This window comes from Schaedlerella arabinosiphila, from assembly GCF_003885045.1.
Lineage (GTDB): Bacteria > Bacillota > Clostridia > Lachnospirales > Lachnospiraceae > Schaedlerella > Schaedlerella arabinosiphila.
Window position 1 is genome coordinate 433,775 of record NZ_RHJS01000002.1, and the last position, 17,003, is coordinate 450,777.

Genomic DNA, 17,003 nt, shown 5'->3' on the forward strand with positions numbered 1-17,003 from the left:
GGCCGGCCAGGCCGTGAACTGCTGCGAGAAAAGTATTGATAAAATGGAAATGAATGAAAATAGATCGGAGGGAAACAGCAATGAAGTATATGATTCAGGATAACCAGGCAGGATTTGTATTAAAGAACGGGATCTTTCAGAAAATGATCACCGCCGGGACGTACCATTTTTCTAAAATAGCAGGTTACAGGGTGGAGATTGAGGAGATGACAGGGGAAGTGGATTATATGGACGTTCCCTATCCGGTTCTTTCGAGAGATCCTGCATTTCTGGAGGCCACCGTACACATGGAGATTCCGGACGGCTCCATTGGATTTCTCTACATAAACGGAAAACTCTCCTCCTATGCAAACCGGAAGGAGTATACCTTCTGGAATGTATTTGACAAGCATGAGATCCGGATCGTGCCGATGACGGAAACGATGACGGGGCCGGAGGTGTCCAGGCAGATGCTTTCTCTTGTTCCCGGAAAGCTCTATACGGAGGTAAAGGTCGGGGAAGGGGAGACCGGGCTGGTGTATTATGACAACGTTTTGCAGAAGCCGCTTTCCAGGGGGATCTACCGTTTCTGGAATTGCAAGCACAGCATTTCCTATAAGGTGCTGGACATGAAGCAGAGGGAACTGGATATTGTCGGGCAGGAGATCCTCACGAAGGATAAGATCGGGATCAGGATGAACGTTTCCTGTATCTATAAGATCCGGGACGCCGTAGAATTTGCCGCAGCCATCTCGGATCTGAAGGGCCAGCTGCACTCCGCGGTGCAGCTGGCGATCCGGGAGATCGTGGGGAATTATAAGCTGGATGAGATTCTGGAGGCTAAGGAGCGGATCTCCGCAGAGATCTATGAGGCGTTAAAGGACAGAGAGGGGATGTTCTGTGTGCATTTCCTGACAGCCGGGATCAAGGACATCATCCTGCCAGGCGAGATCCGGGCGATCATGAACTCCGTGCTGGTGGCGGAAAAGGCCGCCCAGGCAAATGTGATCTCCAGGCGGGAAGAGGTGGCATCCACCAGGTCGCTGCTCAACACGGCCAAGCTGATGGAGGAAAATCAGACACTCTATAAGCTGAAGGAGCTGGAGTATCTGGAGCGGATCTGCGGGAAGGTAGGCGAGATCTCCGTCAATGGAAACGCGGGAATCGTGGAGCAGTTAGGCCGTCTGATGGGGGCGGAGCGGGCGGTGTGATACCGCCCCGATCCATGTCCCCATGTCTTGATTACCGCAAGGGTTTTGATGTCCAATAATCAACATCGTGGGGAAGCCCGATCTCTTTTGCACAGAAGAAAGGAGTGTCTTTCCTGCGAAGCTGCTCCTCATAGTCCTGTAAGGCTTTCAGAGCGTATTTGCCGAGAAGGAGGATTACCGGCATATTGATGATGGTCATGAAGCCCATAGTCACATCGGCGATATCCCACAAAAGGTCGGCGCTCAATCCGGCGCCCGCGAAGATCACCAGCGAGGCGATGATCCGATAGACGATCATAAAGCATTTGCCGGGCGTATGTCCGAACATATAATTGAAAACATGGTCCACATAAAAGAGATTTCCCAACAGGGTGGTAAACGCGAACAGGACCATGGATACGGTGATAAAGAGAGGCCCGAACATCCCCAGCGTACTCTGCAGCGCTTCCTGTACATACGGCGCGCCTGAGAGCGCTTCTGTGGGCTCAATCCCAGAACACATACACATAAATGCGGTTGCAGAGCACAAAAGCAGCGTATCGATGAACACAGACAAAACCTGCACCAGGCCCTGGGCAGCCGGATGGTTCACATCTGCGGAAGCCGACGCGTTGGGCGCGGAGCCGACGCCGGCTTCATTGCTGTAGAGTCCCCGCTTGATCCCGTACATGACGCAGGAACCGCTGAAGCCGCCCATAATGGACCGGAAGTCAAAGGCTTCGCTGAAGATGCGGGAGATCACGGCGGGCAGATAGGTAATGTTCATAACGATCACCACCAGGGAGACCAGCACATAGGCAAGTCCCATCATGGGAACCATCACACTGGTGACCCGGACAATACGCTGTCCGCCGCCCAGCAGGCAGTATCCCACAATGACCGCAAGCACCAGCCCGATGATCCAGGGAGTCAGATTCGGATCATAAAAGCTGTAGGATGCGAAGGTGGACTGCAGGTTGTAAGAGGCCAGCATGTTGAATCCGAATCCATAGGTCAGAACCAGGCATACGGAAAATACGAGCGCCAGCGGACGGCTGTGGAGAGCTGCTTCAATATAATAGGCAGGCCCGCCGTAGCTTCCGTGTGGACCGCGTTTTTTGTAGATCTGGGCCAGGGTGCTTTCGATAAAAGCGGAGGCAGCGCCGATGACGGCAATGATCCACATCCAGAAAACAGATCCGAAGCCGCCCAGGCAGATGGCCGTTGACACGCCGATGATATTACCGGTGCCTACACGGGATGCCGTAGAAACCATGAGCGCCTGGAAGCTGGAAACCTTGTCGTCCCCGCCGGCCGGCTTTTCCATGATGGCCCGGAAAGCCTGCCCGATCATGCGGAACTGAACAAAGCGCGTCCGAACCGTGAAGTAAATACCTCCTGCCAGCAATAAGATGATCAGCAGATAGCCGTACATAAAATCACTGATCCATGAAACAATATTTGAGATCATAATCTTCCTCCTGTCTTTTGAGTACGATTGCCGAATGACAAAAACTATGTTTATTATACAGAAAGTGCTGCGGGAAAGCAAATATTTTCAGAAAATATCGACAGAATGAAAATTCACATCTACCTGTTAAGATTCTATATCGTGTGATTTCACCTAAAAAAGTATTACATTAAGTGACCGTCTGTTCCATATGCCAAGCAGCTTTGGATTCCTGCACGAATGGATATTTGACTGCGAAAGGAAAAGTGATTCACCGGAAACATGAAGATATTTTACAAGACAGAGCCTGGAATAAGGGGTACAATGACTGTGACGGCAATGTAAAAGATTCTGTGAAAAGATGCGGTGAAAAAGCAGCCTGCATCCAAAAACTGCCGGAAGACGGCGGAATGTTCAGGAAAGAGAGCTGCCGTACAGATTTGTTATGGAGGAGATCCGCTATGAAAAAGGAGACACGGACCGCAGTATACGACGAGGAACTAAGGATAGAAGCCTACCGTTTTGAAGGGATCGTGCAGCCGTTTCCGAACCATTTCCATGGACATTATGTCATCGGGCTTGTGGAGGCGGGGCAGCGCGTTCTTTTCTGCAGGGACAGAGAATATGCGCTGGAAAAGGGCAGCATCCTGCTTTTCAACCCGGGCGACAGCCATGCGTGCCTGCAGAGCGGCGGGGAGACATTTGATTACCGGGGACTCAATATTTCCAGGGAGGTTATGCTTGACCTGGCGGAGGAGGTGACCGGAAGGCGGGAGCTTCCGGGCTTTTCAAAGAATGTCATCTATGATGAGGAAGCAGGAGGCTGTCTGTGTCTGCTGCATGAGATGGTCATGACGGGAACCGGTGATTTGGGAAAAGAGGAAGCACTGCTGTTTCTGATTTCGCTCCTGCTCCAAAACTGCGGTCAGCCTTTTGACAGGTGCAGCCCGGAGTGCCGGACGGAGATTGAGAAAGCCTGCGGATATATGGAGATGCATTTTAAGGAACGGATTTATCTGGATCAGATCTGCCGCTGTGCAGGGCTGAGCAAATCCACGCTGCTCCGTGCTTTTACAAAGTCGAAGGGAGTCACGCCCTACCGCTATCTGGAGACAATCCGCATCAACGAAGCAAAAAAACTGCTTGCGGAGGGGATGACGCCTTTGGAAGCGGCCATAGAGACGGGCTTTTCGGATCAGAGCCATTTTTCGAATTATTTCAACCAGTTTATCGGGCTTACGCCGGGAATCTACCGTGAAATCTTTCCACCTGTACGGTTGGATGCTCTTTGAGCATCCAACCCACCTCATTCATTCGTAAAATCCGTGCTTCGCACTTTTGTGCCTGCTAACGCAGTCACATTTTACTCATTAATGAGGTAGGTTGCTAATCCGAAGTCGCATTTTCATCACAATAAATTGCATAAAAATGTGACTTCGGATTGCAACCGTACAGGTGGAAATCTTTTGTGAAAAGGAGGGCTGCGCATATGGGGAGTAGAAAATCAGCCGGGCATCTGGCAGCGCTGTTTACGATTATCATCTGGGGAACGACATTTATATCGACGAAAATCCTTCTGGTAGATTTTCAGCCTGTGGAGATTTTGTTTTTCCGCTTTGTCATAGGATTCGGGGCTTTGATCCTGGCCTGTCCGCGCAGGATGAAAGACGTGGGCCGCAGGCAGGAGAAGGTTTTTGCGCTGGCCGGGCTGTGCGGGATCTGCCTGTACTATCTTCTGGAAAATATCGCGCTTACCTGTACGCTTGCATCCAATGTGGGGGTCATCATCTCGGCGGCTCCGTTTTTTACGGCAATATTGTCAAGGCTGTTCATGAAGTCGGAGGGGAAGCTGGGGCCTGCTTTTTTCGTTGGATTCGGGGTGGCGATGACCGGCATCCTGATGATCAGCTTGAACGGTTCCGGGCCGGAGCTGAATCCGGCCGGGGATATACTGGCGCTTCTTGCGGCTTTTGTGTGGGCCTGCTATTCTATTTTGATGAGAAAGATCGGAGACTTCGGGTATCCGGTGATCCTTGCCACCCGCAGGACATTTTTTTATGGGATACTGTTTATGGTTCCGGCGTTGTTTGTGTTTGACTGTAAGATCGGGGCGGAGAGGTTTGCGGATGGAACGGTTATGTTCAATCTCCTCTATCTGGGGCTGGGGGCGTCTGCCCTTTGCTTTGTTACGTGGAATTTTGCGGTGCATGTACTGGGGGCGGTGAGGGCAAGCGTCTATATTTATATGGTTCCGGTGATCACGGTTGTGACTTCCGCGCTGGTTCTGAAAGAGCCGGTCACCTGGATGTCGGCCGGAGGGACGTTGCTGGCAGTCGCAGGGCTTTTTATTTCCGCGAAGCAATGAGCCAAGTAGGTATACCTTGTGAAACGGCTGGGCTAACTGTTTTTTGGAGTCAGAAACAAGGAATTGAACCCTGAAGATCCGTATGATATAATAATTTTACTTTTACGAGGAACGTCAAGGAAAATTCAGGATGGTGGATTATGAATCAAAAACAGAACGCCCCAAAGCCATGGCAATTCGACCTGGAAGAGTATATCCGGCAGGGAGAAGCCGGGAAAGCGGAAAAGAGCTGCGCGTGGAAAACGGCAATCGGCCTGCAGGATGTGGACGGACTGGAGACATCGGCATATCTGCTGGAGACAGCGAAGGAGCATATTGAGGGATATATTGATATTGATACTGCGCGGAAACGGATCGACAGCTATTACGAGACCCGGACGGAGCGCAGGGAAGAGGAAAAGGGTACGGAGGAGGCAGACAGGGTTGCTGCACGGATCACCCAGATTCTCAGCGAAAAGACATTCCAGTTTTCACCGGCGGAATACAGGATGATCCATAAGCGTCTTTTCTTTGGTATCTACGATCACGCAGGAATGACCCGCACCTATAACATTACGAAAAAAGAATGGGTGCTTCATGGAAAAAGTGTATTTTATGCGTCGGCAGACAGCATCAATGCGACGTTAGAATACGATTTTGGACAGGAAAAGCAATTCTCTTATAAAGGGCTGTCATTGCAGGAATCCGTAAGGCATCTGGCAAAATTTACTTCTGATATCTGGCAGATTCATCCGTTTTGCGAGGGGAATACAAGGACTACGGCCGTATTTATTGTGAAATATCTGAAAACATTTGGATTCCATATCAACAATGATGCGTTTGCAGAGCATTCCTGGTATTTTCGAAATGCCCTTGTGCGTGCGAATTACAACGATCTGACGCGGGGTATCCATGCAACTACGGAATATCTGGAGCATTTTTTTGGAAATCTGCTGTTAGGTACGGATTATGAGTTAAAGAATCGAAATCTGGTGATTGATGATGGATTTTTATAAACGGATGGAACTGGTATGTGAGCGGATTCCGGCAGGACGGGCAGCGTCCTACGGACAGATCGCCCTGCTCTGCGGAAAGCCGGGCAATGCCCGGCAGGTTGGTTATGCCCTGCGGCGGGGACGGGCAGGGGAGAGCGTACCCGCCCATCGGATTGTGAATGCAAAGGGGATCTTAAGCGGCGCGGAGGCTTTTGATACTCCGGAGACCCAGAAGCGGCTTCTGGAGGGGGAGGGCGTCCGGGTGCAGAAGACGGATGCGGGCTGGCGGGTGGATCTGAGAGAATACGGATGGGTCAACTCGATCGAAGAGGCGGAGGAGCTTTACCGGATTTTTCAGGAAAGGGGAATATAAAAGAGAGGGCCGGTGATGATACATCACCGGCTCATTCGATTACTTCCCGTCGTTTGCGTTCACCTTCCTCCAGCGCCCGCAGCGTATTGTCATGGAGAAGCTCTTTGGCAAATTTGTCCTGTCCCACGTAATAGGAATACATGATATCCAGCATGACCAGAATGGGAAACTGGGGGGAGATCACATTGCCGTGGTTCAGATGCCGGAGGGACGGCAAAAGTACGATCTCGTCGCAGAACTCTTCGAAGATGCCCCGGTTCTTGGCGGTCAGGATGACCGTCTTGGCGCCTCTGCGGTGGGCCTCCCTGAGCAGGTAGAGCACATCCTCCTTTTCCCCGCTGATACTGATTCCGAATACCAGGCTGTTTGAGTCCTGGAACACGGCCTGCATGCGCATCAGGTCGGTGTCCTTGATGGAATCAATGTCTACCCCGATCCGCATAAAACGTAATTCCATTTCTTCGGCTGTCAGGCCGGAGCTCCCCCGGCCGCACACAAAGACCCGGCCAGACTGGTTGAGATACCGGCCGATCCGGGCAATCTGGGCCTCGTCTACCAGGCTGTAGGTCTTATTCAAAAGCTCCTGGTAGGCGTTGAGGATCATCCTTGTATTGCCGGTCATGGATTCCTGTTTTTCTACGAAAGTCTCTTCGTACTGGTATACGAACTCACGATACCCCCGGTAACCGCATTTTTTGGCAAAGCGGGACAGCGAGGCTTCAGATACATACAGCTTTTCGGAAATGGATTTTGCGGAAAAATCCATTTTCTTACGGTTCTGTATGAAAAAATCTGCGATCGTTTTTTCGACCATTGTAAAGTTATCATAATTCGATTCGATCATGGGGACTACGGATTTTACATAATATTCCATTGGTTCCTTACCTGTTGTTTTGAGACGGATGTATTTTCTGAAACACGTTTGTACAGATACTCACAGCAAAATGCATTTGCTGTGAGTATCGTATCGACCGCAAAGCGGCTTATTTTCTTTTATACAGAGCGGCGCTGCATAAAGTGATAGAACGCCCCCAGCATTCCGGCATCATTTCTGTGCTTCGCGAATGCGATCCTTGTGCGGGAACAAATGCTCGGGATCAGGTACTTTTCCAAGGTGCGTTCCATCAGGGGCCTCAGATATTCTTCCTGGGCCATGATTCCTCCGCCCAGGACCACTGCCTCCGGGTTGATCACATAGCAGATGTTCGCGATTCCCTGTCCGAGGACATCGGTCATTTCCTCGATTGCACGGACACAGAGCCCGTCGCCCTTTTTGGCCTCTTCAAAGATGCGGTAACCGTTCCAGACCTCTGCCGGTTCATTTTTCCATTCGGCAACTTTTCTGGTGAGAATGCTTGCTGCCCCCAGTGTCTGAAAATCACTTCCGGCCATGTGCATGTACCCCACCTCACAGGCGCTGTTGCTAAAGCCGTGGAATACTTTGCCGTCCGCAATGATACAGCCCCCGATGCCGGTTCCGATGGTCAGCATGAGGGCGGGGGAGCAGCCTTTGGCCGCGCCGGACACGGACTCCGCAAGGCCGGCGCAGTTCACGTCATTTTCCACTTCACAGGGAATTTTAAACCGCCGCTCCATCACTTCTTTAAACCGTGTGCCCGTATAATGGGGAATCAGCGGAGCTGCGTGAAAGATCTCACCTTTTTCGGTGTCCACCATGCCTGCGGTAGAGATGCAGATGCCGCTGATCCGATTTGCGCCGATGTATTTGTCCGCGATGCCGACCGCCTTTTCCAGAATGGACGGGCCGCCTTTGTAGGCTTCGGTGCGCATCTGGCTGCGGCAGAGAAATTCGCCGCCTTCGCTTAAGATGCCGTATTTGATGGCAGTGCCGCCGATATCTATGGTTACATATTTATTCATATCTGCTCCCCTCTATTATAATATATTACTGCTGCTTCGGCAATCTGATTTCATAGGAATGCTTATGGAACATGAAATAGATGGTTATCGTTCACTCCTGGACCGTGCACTACGTTGCACGGTCACAGCAACATCAGATGTGTACCTTGAAGATTGCCTTTTTTATGGTTTCTGATTTTTCGGCGGCAACGGCCGTGCGGTGGGCGTCGCTTGGAAAGCAGATCAGGAAATCCCCGCTTTTGAGTACAACGGAGCTGTTCTTAGGGCCATCCATGGGAAGAAAATCATCCGCCGGCACGTAGTCCTTCACATCCATATCCTGGATAAAATTCAGGTCGATCTGTTCGGTGCCGTCCAGCATCAGGTGGATGTCCAGGTATTCCCGATGGGCCTCCCAGAAACGTTTTTCTGCCTCTACGGTCTGATACTCAACGATGTTGACAAAGAGACGTTTTCCGTCAATCTCATGGCTTCCTTTTTCATAGGCTTTCAGGTCGTGCGAGCCTGCGTAATCGAAGCATTCCTTAACTGCGTCTTCCAGGAATGCGTATTCTTTTAAATTCTGTATATTTCCGAATATCATATCTGTTCTCCTGTTCTTCGGGCAGACCGCTGCAGGCCGCACCCTGATCAGGTACGTCCTGCAACGATGGACTCATGCCCGGGTATTTTGTAAAGATGGGTTCGGTTTTCTATTTGAAGACCGTTGTGTTGGGCGCCGGTACGGAGGTATCGCCTGTCATCTTCCGGGAAATGATACTTGCCGGGATCCCCACTGCCAGAGATACCGCGATGGATATCAGGGAGTAGGACCAGATGGATACCGAGCCTGCCGGAGCAAAATACTTGATCCCTACCATCACAGCGGATGCCGCGATAAATGCCAGTGTTGCGCCGAAGGTATTTGCCACCTTGGTAAATGCGCCCAGGATGAAGGTTCCGATGAGGATTCCGAGTACCAGTCCCATGAATCCGTTGAACCATTCGTATGCGGACTTCACGCCGCCGTTTGCCAGTACCATGGATACGATGATGGAGAAAATACCTACGATCAGGGATACGTACTGGCCGATCTTGGTCTGTGTCTCAAAGCTTAATTCTTTCTTGGTAAGCCTTGCCTGGATGTCCAGGGTCCAGCTTGCGGCTACAGAGTTCAGCCCGGTTGACAGGGTGGACTGGGATGCCGCGTAGATCGCTGCAAGGAGCAGGCCGGTGATTCCGACCGGAAGCTCAAACGCGATGTAGGACGCGAAAATCTGATCCTGCGCCGCTGCCGGTGGAAGGGTATTCTGCTGATAGAACACATAGAGTCCGGTTCCGATCAGGTAGAATACGGTGGCGATAAAGATGGAAAGAGCTCCGTTGGTCAGCATCATTTTGTTTAACTTCTTCGTATCTGTCGTGGTCGTGAAACGCTGTACGATATCCTGGCTGGATACATAGGAGCCCATGGTGTTGAAGCCCGCGCCTACGATCATGATGAATACGCTGTCTTTTAAGATATTGATGTCAAATATGGGCTGGTCTACTGCCAGGAATTTGTGGTCTGCGGCAAATGCACCGAAGATCGCTCCGATTCCTCCGTCAATGTGTGCCAGAAGGAATACCAGAGCAAAGGTGACGCCGATGAGCAGTACGGAGCCCTGGATAAAGTCGGTCCAGAGTACGGATTTCAAGCCGCCGGTGTAGGAATAGATGATCGCGATCACACCCATGATGATGATCAGCAGGTTGACGCTGATTCCGGTCAGGCTTCCCAGTACCATACAGGGCAGGTACATGATGATGGACATACGCCCTACCTGGTAAATGATAAACATAACCGCGCCCAATACGCGGAGCCCCTTGCTTTCGAACCGCAGCTCCAGATAATGATAGGCCGTATCAATATCCAGCTTGCTGTAGATCGGCAGGAAAAACTTGATGGTCAGCGGGATGGCAAGCAGCATACCGAGCTGTGCGAACCACATGATCCAGGTTCCCGCATAGGAATTTCCTGCAAGCGACAGGAAAGATATGGGGCTTAACAGGGTTGCGAAGATGGATACGGAAGTCACCCACCAGGGCACGGTGCCGTCACCCTTGAAATATTCTTTTCCCTTCATTTCTCTCTTTGCGAAGTGAAGGCCTGCGAACAGGACTGCAGCCAGATACACAACTAAAATAACCAGATCTATCATTGTAAAACCTTGCATAGATTCTCCTCCTTTTTCTCATTCGCTGCCGGCACAAGGATATGCATTACCGTGCCGGCTATAGATATTATCCTCTGCAGAAAGTCTGCCGGAGCAGGCTTCCTGCATTTTCTCTGTAGTGCCGGCTTAACAGCCATATTCCGCCTTCGCATTCTGGATCATCTGTGCTGCTTCTTTGACTACTTCCGCGTCGCTCTCGATCAGGGAAGCCAGAGGCGCCCTTACGCTGCCCAGTTCCAGACCTTCGTTCTGCTTTAAGACCGCTTTGATGATGCCGTACATATTTCCGTGTCCGGAGCACAGCTTATAGATGATCTCATTGACTGTATACTGGAGCTTCCGTGCCTGTTCCATCTCATTTGCCTTCACCAGGGCTTCCAGCTTTAGGAACAGCTCCGGCATTGCGCCGTAGGTTCCGCCGATGCCGCCTTCCGCACCGATGGCAAGGCCGCTGATAAACTGCTCGTCGGGACCGTTGAAAATGATGTAATCCTCACCCGCGGCCTGCTTGAACATCTGGATATCCTGTACCGGCATGGATGAATTTTTCACGCCGATGACGTTCGGGTTTCTGCGCATTTCGGCAAACAGTCCCATCGTCAGGGCTACGCCTGCGAGCTGGGGGATGTTGTAGATCACAAAGTCTGTATTCGGTGCGGCGGAGCTGATATCATTCCAGTATTTTGCAATGGCATGCTCTGGCAGACGGAAATAGATCGGGGGGATGGCAGCGATGGCGTCTACGCCCAGGCTCTCCGCATGCTTCGCCAGTTCCATACTGTCCTTGGTGTTGTTGCATGCCACATGGTTGATCACGGTGAGTTTGCCGTCAGCGGCTTTCATGACATTTTCCAGGACGATCTTCCGGTCTTCTACACTCTGGTAAATGCATTCTCCGGACGAACCATTGACATAGACGCCCTTCACGCCTTTTTCTACAAAATATCTGGTCAGTGACTGTACGCCCTCGGGGCTGATATTTCCGTTCTCGTCGTAGCAAGCGTAAAATGCGGGGATGACTCCTTTGTATTTGTTAAGATCTCTCATGATTTTTCTCCTTTTTTAATGTGGATGCAGAAAACGTTTTCCAACTGTGCGGCTGCACGAATTTTGCGAACTGATCAATGGGTTGGAACTCTGTTTACGTTTTTCTGCTGTTTTGCATTGCGATATATAAAAAAATTATCTGGTACAGTATTTTGCCGGATTGAATCTGTCATTCAGCCTGGCATGGTTCCGTCACATTTTTTGCCTGGTAAATGTTGTTGACGGATCAGCACTGCCTCAGACTTCCAACCCTTCAGCAAATGATTTCGTAATGAGCTGGGGCCTTGTGATGCATGAGCCTACGACAACGCAGAAGGCTCCAAGATCGATGACCCGGCGCGCCTTTTCCGGTGTGTTGATGTTGCCCTCCGCAATGACCCGGTGCTTCACGTTGGCGAGGATCTCCCGGATGATCCGGAAATCGTCTGCCTCGATCTGGTCTCCCTTGCTCTGGGGGGTGTAGCCTACCATGGTGGTTCCGATAAAGTCGAATCCCAGCTCGTCCGCATGGAGAGCTTCCTCAATGGTCGAGCAGTCCGCCATCCAGAGCTGATCCGGGTAGCGTTCCTTTACCTGGTGAAAGAAATCATCCAGCGTCAGATTGCCGGGACGCAGGCCGCCGGTCGCGTCCAGGGCGATGATCTCCGGTTTGACCTCCATCAGCTCCTCCACCTCTTTCATGGTCGGAGTGATGTAAATGCTGCTGTCCTCATAGTCTCTTTTTACGATTCCGATGACCGGAAGGTCTACCTGCGACTGGATCTCACGGATGTCCTCCCGGGTGTTGGCGCGGATCCCCATTGCGCCCCCTTCTTTTGCGGCCAGCGCCATCCTTCCCATAATAAAGGAAGAATGCAGCGGCTCGTGGGGAAGAGCCTGGCACGAGACGACCAGCTTCCCTTTTAGTTGTTCCACACATTCCCTCATAGACTTACTCCTTTCATCTCATAGAATGTTGATGAATCCGCCCTTTCGGGCTTTGTTTATCGCTTCTGATATTCAGTATAGCATTGAAGAAAATATTTTCAATAGATACACATGGTTCTGAAAGTTCTTTCGTTCTTTTCAAAAAAGGACGCAATTTGATAGAAAATTCAGATGTGTTTTTGGGCAGATTGCACAATCCCAGGTTACTTCTTTCTGACTTTGAAAATACCTGTAAGTTCAAAACGGGGGTTTGCCGCTTCGGTTCAGTTTATGCATACCTGAAAAGTATATGGATTTGGAGAGGATTTATTCGTGTGCGAAAATAGATCGAGGGAAAGGGTTCGATATTTTATTGCAGTAAAAGGAAAATTGAAGCTGTCTTTTCCTGCTGCGATAGAGTATAATTATAACTGTCCAGAGCAGGGCTGCGGCGGAGAGGAGGAAGCGGCAATGGGAAAAATATTTAATGTGAGTGGGGACTGCAAACCGAATCTGCACTATATGGTAGATATCAGTGAGCGCCTTCGAAAGATAAAAGAGCTTGTAGACAGAGGAGAATATTTTTCGATTCACCGTGCACGGCAATATGGGAAGACCACAACCTTGCGGGCATTAAAGAGATATCTGCAGGAAGAGTATATTGTACTCAGCCTGGATTTTCAAAAACTGGATGCGGCAAAATTCGAGAATGGAAATATGTTTTCGCTGGCATTTGCGTCTTACTTTATTCGTTTGCTGAGGAGAGAATGTGCAGACAGAACAGATGAAATGGAGGAACAATTGAACGAACTGTGGGAAATAGTATGCAAAAGCCACAGGACATTTACTTTGTTTGATTTGTTTGGATATCTAAGCCAGATCTGCGGGGCGGCAGAGCAGCCGATCGTCATGTTGATTGATGAAGTGGACAGTGCTGCAAATAATCAGGTGTTTTTAGACTTTCTGGCACAGTTGAGAGGATATTATATAGACCGGGATGAAATGCCGATTTTCCAGTCTGTGATTCTGGCTGGAGTATATGATATAAAGAGTCTGAAGTTAAAAATACGCATAGAAACAGAACATCAGACAAATAGTCCGTGGAATATTGCGGCAGATTTTGATATCGACATGAGCCTGCCTGAAAATGGGATTGCGGGAATGCTGGAAGATTATGAGCAGGATAACCGGACAGGGATGAATGTTCGGGAATTGGCGGCTTTGATATACGAATATTCATCCGGGTATCCGTTTCTCGTATCCAAAATCTGTAAGCTGATCGATGAAAAAACAGCAGGCAGCCGGGAATTTCCGGATAAAAATTCGGCATGGACCAGGGAAGGATTTTTGGCGGCAATTCGGATGCTTCTTCAGGAGGAAAATACGTTGTTCGAGTCTCTCGACAATAAGCTGATTGATTTTCCGGAGCTGAAGCAGATGCTGCAGGATTTGTTGCTGAAAGGCAGGATGGTCGAATATGTGCCCGGAGATACGGGGATACGGATGGCTGTCATGTTCGGATTCGTTACATTGAATAACGGGATTGCCGTCGTTTCAAACCGGATATTTGAAACACGGCTTTATAATGGATTTCTTGCGGAAAAGGCCAGGCAAATAGAGATTTCACAGATTGCCGCGAATGAGAAGAACCAATTTATTGTCAGTGGACAACTGGATATGGAACGGGTTCTTCAAAGGTTTGTCAGTCACTATTCGGAGCTGTTCGGGGCGTGTCATGAACATTTTCTGGAAGACAATGGGCGCTGTATCTTCCTGCTTTATATGAAACCAATTATCAATGGAACGGGAAATTACTACATCGAGTCAAAGACAAGGTCGAACAGGCGCACAGATTTGATTATTGACTTTTGCGGAGAGCAAAAGATCGTGGAACTGAAGATCTGGCATGGGGAAGAGTACAACCGGCGGGGAGAGGCACAGCTTTCGGAATATCTGGAAGAATATCATCTGAAACGGGGCTATATGGTCAGCTTCAACTTTAATAAAAAAAAGCAGATCGGCGTCAACAAGATTGTATGCGGCGATAAAGTATTGATAGAGGCGGTTGTCTGAAGAAAGGCAGGACAAAAAAAGTATATCTTTTTTTGTCCTGCCTTTTTTGGAGGGTACAAAAAAGTCTAAATATGAGAATAAATCTGGATAATTAAACGAAAGTTTTTCCTCGTTCTTTCTATTATAATGTACTCAAGATCAAGAGAAAAAGAAAAGGAGAACAAAAAGCTATGAAATTAGGATTTGTAAGTGCGATTCTGGACACATGGACGTATGAGGAAATGATGGATTTTGCATCTGACCATGGATTCGAATGTGTGGAAGTGGCATGCTGGCCGCAGGGGAAGGCGGAGAGAAGATATGCGGGCGTAAGCCACATTGACGCGGAGCGTGTACTGGAGGATGATACATATGCTGCGCATATCACGGACTACAGCAAAGAAAAGGGCGTGCAGATTTCTTCTCTTGCATATTATCCCAATACCATGGACGGAAATCTGGAGAAACGTGAGGCGGCTGTGTCTCATCTGAAAAACCTGATCAAGGCGAGCCATAAGCTCGGAATCGGCATGGTGACCACATTTATCGGAAGGGATCAGACAAAGAATATCGAGGAAAACCTGGAACTGGTGAAAGAGGTTTGGCCGTCCATCATCAAAACAGCGGAAGAGAATGATGTGAAGATTGCCATCGAGAACTGCCCCATGCTCTTCGGACCGGATCAGTGGCCGGGCGGACAGAACCTGATGACCACTCCGAAGATCTGGAGACAGGTATTTGAGATTCTGAACAGCGACAACCTGGGAATCAACTATGACCCGTCCCACTTTGTATGGCAGATGATCGACTATATCAAGCCGATCTATGAATTTAAGGACAAGATTTTCCACGTACACTACAAGGACATCAAGGTTTATCCGGACCGCCTGAACGACTGCGGCATCATGGCATATCCGCTTGACTTCATGTCACCGAAGCTTCCGGGACTGGGAGATGTGGACTGGGGCAAATATGTTTCTGCGCTGACGGACATCGGCTATGACGGATGCACCTGTATCGAAGTCGAGGACAAGGCATTCGAGGGAACCAAGGAGAAGGTGGAAGATTCCCTTGTACTGAGCCAGAGATATCTGCGGAATTTTGTCATCTGATGTTACGATTTGTTACTGTGAATAGTAACTACGATTTACAGTCGTATCAAAAATAATCCTTTCTTTTTTATCCTGCCTTCGTATGAGGGCAGGACATAGCTAAAATATCATATAAAAACAGGACAATTGAAGGAATGTTTCCTTTGCGGAAACAACTTATAATAGAATCAGCGAAAGCGGAACAGTAAAAACAAAAGGAGAACAAAACAATGAGCAAATTGAGAGTAGCAATCGTTGGATGCGGCGGTATCGCAAATCAGAAGCATATGCCTTCGATCAAGGCGAATGAGGACAAGGCTGTTATGGTAGCGTTCTGTGACATCATTCCGGAGCGGGCGGAGAAGGCATGTAAAGAATATGGTGCAGAGGGCGCAAAGGTTTACACAGATTACAAGGAGATGCTGGCGGATACGAGCATCGAGATCGATGTGGTTCACGTATGTACCCCCAACGTGGCGCACTGCCCGATCACGGTTGCTTCCTTTGAGGCAGGCAAGCATGTGATGTGCGAAAAGCCTATGGCGCACAATACCGAGGACGCCCAGAAGATGCTGGACGCATGGAAGAAATCCGGCAAGAAATTTACCATCGGTTACCAGAACCGTCTCCGTGACGATACCCAGACGCTGCATGCTTCCTGTGAAGCAGGGGAGCTTGGGGATATCTACTTTGCAAAGGCACATGCGCTGAGAAGAAGAGCGGTTCCTACCTGGGGCGTATTCCCGAACAAGGCGCTGCAGGGCGGCGGTCCGCTGATCGACATCGGAACCCATGCGCTGGACATTACACTGTGGATGATGAACAACTACGAGCCGGCTTCTGTATCCGGACAGGTATTCTACAAGCTGGGACGCCAGGCGGACGGCCCGGAAGGAAATGTATTCGGCCCATGGGATCCGGAGACATTTGAGGTAGAGGATTCCGCATTTGGTCTTGTAAAGATGAAAAACGGAGCGACCATTTATCTGGAAGCATCCTGGGCGCTGAACGTGCTGAAGTCCATGGAAGCATCCACCACACTGTGCGGAACCAAGGGCGGAGCTGAGATCCATCACGGCGGAAGCTATCCCCAGGACGAGCTGATCTACAACACGGTAGAGCACAACCAGTTGATGGAAAAGACCATCTCCCCGGCAGGCGTGGTAGACTTCTTCGAAGGCGGCGCGGCAGCAGAGGCAGTGAGGGAGCAGGAGCAGTGGCTGAACGCGATCATTAACGACAGCGAGCCTCTTGTAAAACCAGAGCAGGCATTTGTAGTGACTCAGATCCTGGAGGCAATCTACAAATCCGCGGAGACTGGGAAAGAGGTATACTTTGACTAAAGTAAGGAACAGCAGCACTCTGTGAAAGCAGATCGTGCAAGCAAGCTTGCAAAGAGCTGTTTTTACAGAGTGGTATTGGGCGGGACGCCCAATCAGTCTCAGACAGGAGCTGCGAAAGCAGCGGATAGTCTGCGAAGCAGACGAGTCTGAGACCTGC

The 17,003-nt window shown here is 49.9% G+C and carries 15 protein-coding genes; 8 read left to right on the top strand and 7 right to left on the bottom strand.

The window, feature by feature from the left end; all coding sequences use genetic code 11:
- Positions 1 to 80 precede the first annotated feature (80 nt).
- The gene (locus EBB54_RS02600; RefSeq protein ID WP_125126231.1) at positions 81 to 1,190 is read left to right on the top strand and encodes a slipin family protein; all 1,110 of its coding nucleotides are present in this window, start codon (positions 81 to 83) and stop codon (positions 1,188 to 1,190) included.
- Positions 1,191 to 1,221: 31 nt separating this feature from the next.
- On the opposite strand, the gene EBB54_RS02605 is transcribed toward EBB54_RS02600, so the two are convergent.
- The gene (locus tag EBB54_RS02605; protein ID WP_125126232.1) at positions 1,222 to 2,640 is read right to left on the bottom strand and encodes an alanine/glycine:cation symporter family protein; all 1,419 of its coding nucleotides are present in this window, start codon (positions 2,638 to 2,640) and stop codon (positions 1,222 to 1,224) included.
- A gap of 440 nt (positions 2,641 to 3,080) precedes the next feature.
- Here EBB54_RS02605 and EBB54_RS02610 point away from each other — a divergent pair, with 440 nt between their 5' ends.
- The 4 genes from EBB54_RS02610 to EBB54_RS02625 all read left to right on the top strand — a co-directional run bounded on the left by EBB54_RS02610 (position 3,081) and on the right by EBB54_RS02625 (position 6,331).
- Positions 3,081 to 3,911, top strand: coding sequence for an AraC family transcriptional regulator (locus EBB54_RS02610; RefSeq protein WP_125126233.1), 831 nt, complete (start codon positions 3,081 to 3,083; stop codon positions 3,909 to 3,911).
- A 197-nt stretch (positions 3,912 to 4,108) separates the two neighbouring features.
- The gene (locus tag EBB54_RS02615) at positions 4,109 to 4,984 is read left to right on the top strand and encodes a DMT family transporter (RefSeq protein ID WP_125126234.1); all 876 of its coding nucleotides are present in this window, start codon (positions 4,109 to 4,111) and stop codon (positions 4,982 to 4,984) included.
- Between the two features lie 140 nt (positions 4,985 to 5,124).
- Positions 5,125 to 5,979, top strand: a complete 855-nt coding sequence (locus EBB54_RS02620) for a Fic family protein (RefSeq protein ID WP_125126235.1) — start codon at positions 5,125 to 5,127, stop codon at positions 5,977 to 5,979.
- Positions 5,966 to 6,331 carry an MGMT family protein gene (locus EBB54_RS02625; protein WP_125130564.1) on the top strand — a complete coding sequence of 122 codons (366 nt, stop codon included), beginning with the start codon at positions 5,966 to 5,968 and terminating at the stop codon, positions 6,329 to 6,331. Before EBB54_RS02620 ends, EBB54_RS02625 begins: the two co-directional genes overlap by 14 nt.
- Positions 6,332 to 6,362: 31 nt before the next feature.
- Here the strand turns inward: EBB54_RS02625 and EBB54_RS02630 are convergent, their stop codons facing one another.
- From EBB54_RS02630 to EBB54_RS02655, 6 genes are all read right to left on the bottom strand, one after another.
- On the bottom strand, positions 6,363 to 7,205 hold the full coding sequence (locus tag EBB54_RS02630) for a MurR/RpiR family transcriptional regulator (protein ID WP_125126236.1): 843 nt from the start codon (positions 7,203 to 7,205) through the stop codon (positions 6,363 to 6,365).
- A 119-nt stretch (positions 7,206 to 7,324) separates the two neighbouring features.
- On the bottom strand, positions 7,325 to 8,212 hold the full coding sequence (locus tag EBB54_RS02635; protein ID WP_125126237.1) for an ROK family protein: 888 nt from the start codon (positions 8,210 to 8,212) through the stop codon (positions 7,325 to 7,327).
- Between the two features lie 133 nt (positions 8,213 to 8,345).
- Positions 8,346 to 8,795: a YhcH/YjgK/YiaL family protein gene (locus tag EBB54_RS02640; RefSeq protein WP_125126238.1), complete on the bottom strand. Its 450-nt coding sequence runs from the start codon at positions 8,793 to 8,795 to the stop codon at positions 8,346 to 8,348.
- A gap of 109 nt (positions 8,796 to 8,904) precedes the next feature.
- Positions 8,905 to 10,407, bottom strand: coding sequence for a sodium:solute symporter (locus EBB54_RS02645; RefSeq protein WP_004082661.1), 1,503 nt, complete (start codon positions 10,405 to 10,407; stop codon positions 8,905 to 8,907).
- Positions 10,408 to 10,533: 126 nt separating this feature from the next.
- Complete coding sequence (locus EBB54_RS02650; protein ID WP_125126239.1) at positions 10,534 to 11,454, bottom strand: dihydrodipicolinate synthase family protein; 921 nt, start codon at positions 11,452 to 11,454, stop codon at positions 10,534 to 10,536.
- 237 nt (positions 11,455 to 11,691) lie between these two features.
- Entirely contained in the window at positions 11,692 to 12,381 is a 690-nt protein-coding gene (locus EBB54_RS02655) for an N-acetylmannosamine-6-phosphate 2-epimerase (protein WP_016295229.1), read from the bottom strand.
- Positions 12,382 to 12,831: 450 nt separating this feature from the next.
- On the opposite strand from EBB54_RS02655, the gene EBB54_RS02660 reads away from it, so the two are divergent.
- The 3 genes from EBB54_RS02660 (at position 12,832) to EBB54_RS02670 (ending at position 16,846) form a co-directional block, all read left to right on the top strand.
- Positions 12,832 to 14,433: an AAA-like domain-containing protein gene (locus EBB54_RS02660; protein ID WP_125126240.1), complete on the top strand. Its 1,602-nt coding sequence runs from the start codon at positions 12,832 to 12,834 to the stop codon at positions 14,431 to 14,433.
- Positions 14,434 to 14,603: 170 nt separating this feature from the next.
- Positions 14,604 to 15,524, top strand: coding sequence for a sugar phosphate isomerase/epimerase family protein (locus EBB54_RS02665; RefSeq protein WP_004082652.1), 921 nt, complete (start codon positions 14,604 to 14,606; stop codon positions 15,522 to 15,524).
- Positions 15,525 to 15,733: 209 nt separating this feature from the next.
- Positions 15,734 to 16,846 carry a Gfo/Idh/MocA family protein gene (locus EBB54_RS02670; RefSeq protein ID WP_125126241.1) on the top strand — a complete coding sequence of 371 codons (1,113 nt, stop codon included), beginning with the start codon at positions 15,734 to 15,736 and terminating at the stop codon, positions 16,844 to 16,846.
- Positions 16,847 to 17,003: the final 157 nt, after the last annotated feature.

Excerpts from the sequence above, each read along its gene's own strand:
- EBB54_RS02625 (WP_125130564.1), top strand. The coding sequence starts at position 5,966 with ATGGATTTTTATAAACGGATGGAACTGGTATGTGAGCGGATTCCGGCA.
- EBB54_RS02650 (WP_125126239.1), bottom strand. The coding sequence starts at position 11,454 with ATGAGAGATCTTAACAAATACAAAGGAGTCATCCCCGCATTTTACGCT.
- EBB54_RS02615 (WP_125126234.1), top strand. The coding sequence starts at position 4,109 with ATGGGGAGTAGAAAATCAGCCGGGCATCTGGCAGCGCTGTTTACGATT.
- EBB54_RS02640 (WP_125126238.1), bottom strand. The coding sequence starts at position 8,795 with ATGATATTCGGAAATATACAGAATTTAAAAGAATACGCATTCCTGGAA.
- EBB54_RS02660 (WP_125126240.1), top strand. The coding sequence starts at position 12,832 with ATGGGAAAAATATTTAATGTGAGTGGGGACTGCAAACCGAATCTGCAC.
- EBB54_RS02600 (WP_125126231.1), top strand. The coding sequence starts at position 81 with ATGAAGTATATGATTCAGGATAACCAGGCAGGATTTGTATTAAAGAAC.
- EBB54_RS02665 (WP_004082652.1), top strand. The coding sequence starts at position 14,604 with ATGAAATTAGGATTTGTAAGTGCGATTCTGGACACATGGACGTATGAG.
- EBB54_RS02635 (WP_125126237.1), bottom strand. The coding sequence starts at position 8,212 with ATGAATAAATATGTAACCATAGATATCGGCGGCACTGCCATCAAATAC.
- EBB54_RS02630 (WP_125126236.1), bottom strand. The coding sequence starts at position 7,205 with ATGGAATATTATGTAAAATCCGTAGTCCCCATGATCGAATCGAATTAT.
- EBB54_RS02645 (WP_004082661.1), bottom strand. The coding sequence starts at position 10,407 with ATGCAAGGTTTTACAATGATAGATCTGGTTATTTTAGTTGTGTATCTG.
- EBB54_RS02670 (WP_125126241.1), top strand. The coding sequence starts at position 15,734 with ATGAGCAAATTGAGAGTAGCAATCGTTGGATGCGGCGGTATCGCAAAT.
- EBB54_RS02620 (WP_125126235.1), top strand. The coding sequence starts at position 5,125 with ATGAATCAAAAACAGAACGCCCCAAAGCCATGGCAATTCGACCTGGAA.
- EBB54_RS02655 (WP_016295229.1), bottom strand. The coding sequence starts at position 12,381 with ATGAGGGAATGTGTGGAACAACTAAAAGGGAAGCTGGTCGTCTCGTGC.
- EBB54_RS02605 (WP_125126232.1), bottom strand. The coding sequence starts at position 2,640 with ATGATCTCAAATATTGTTTCATGGATCAGTGATTTTATGTACGGCTAT.
- EBB54_RS02610 (WP_125126233.1), top strand. The coding sequence starts at position 3,081 with ATGAAAAAGGAGACACGGACCGCAGTATACGACGAGGAACTAAGGATA.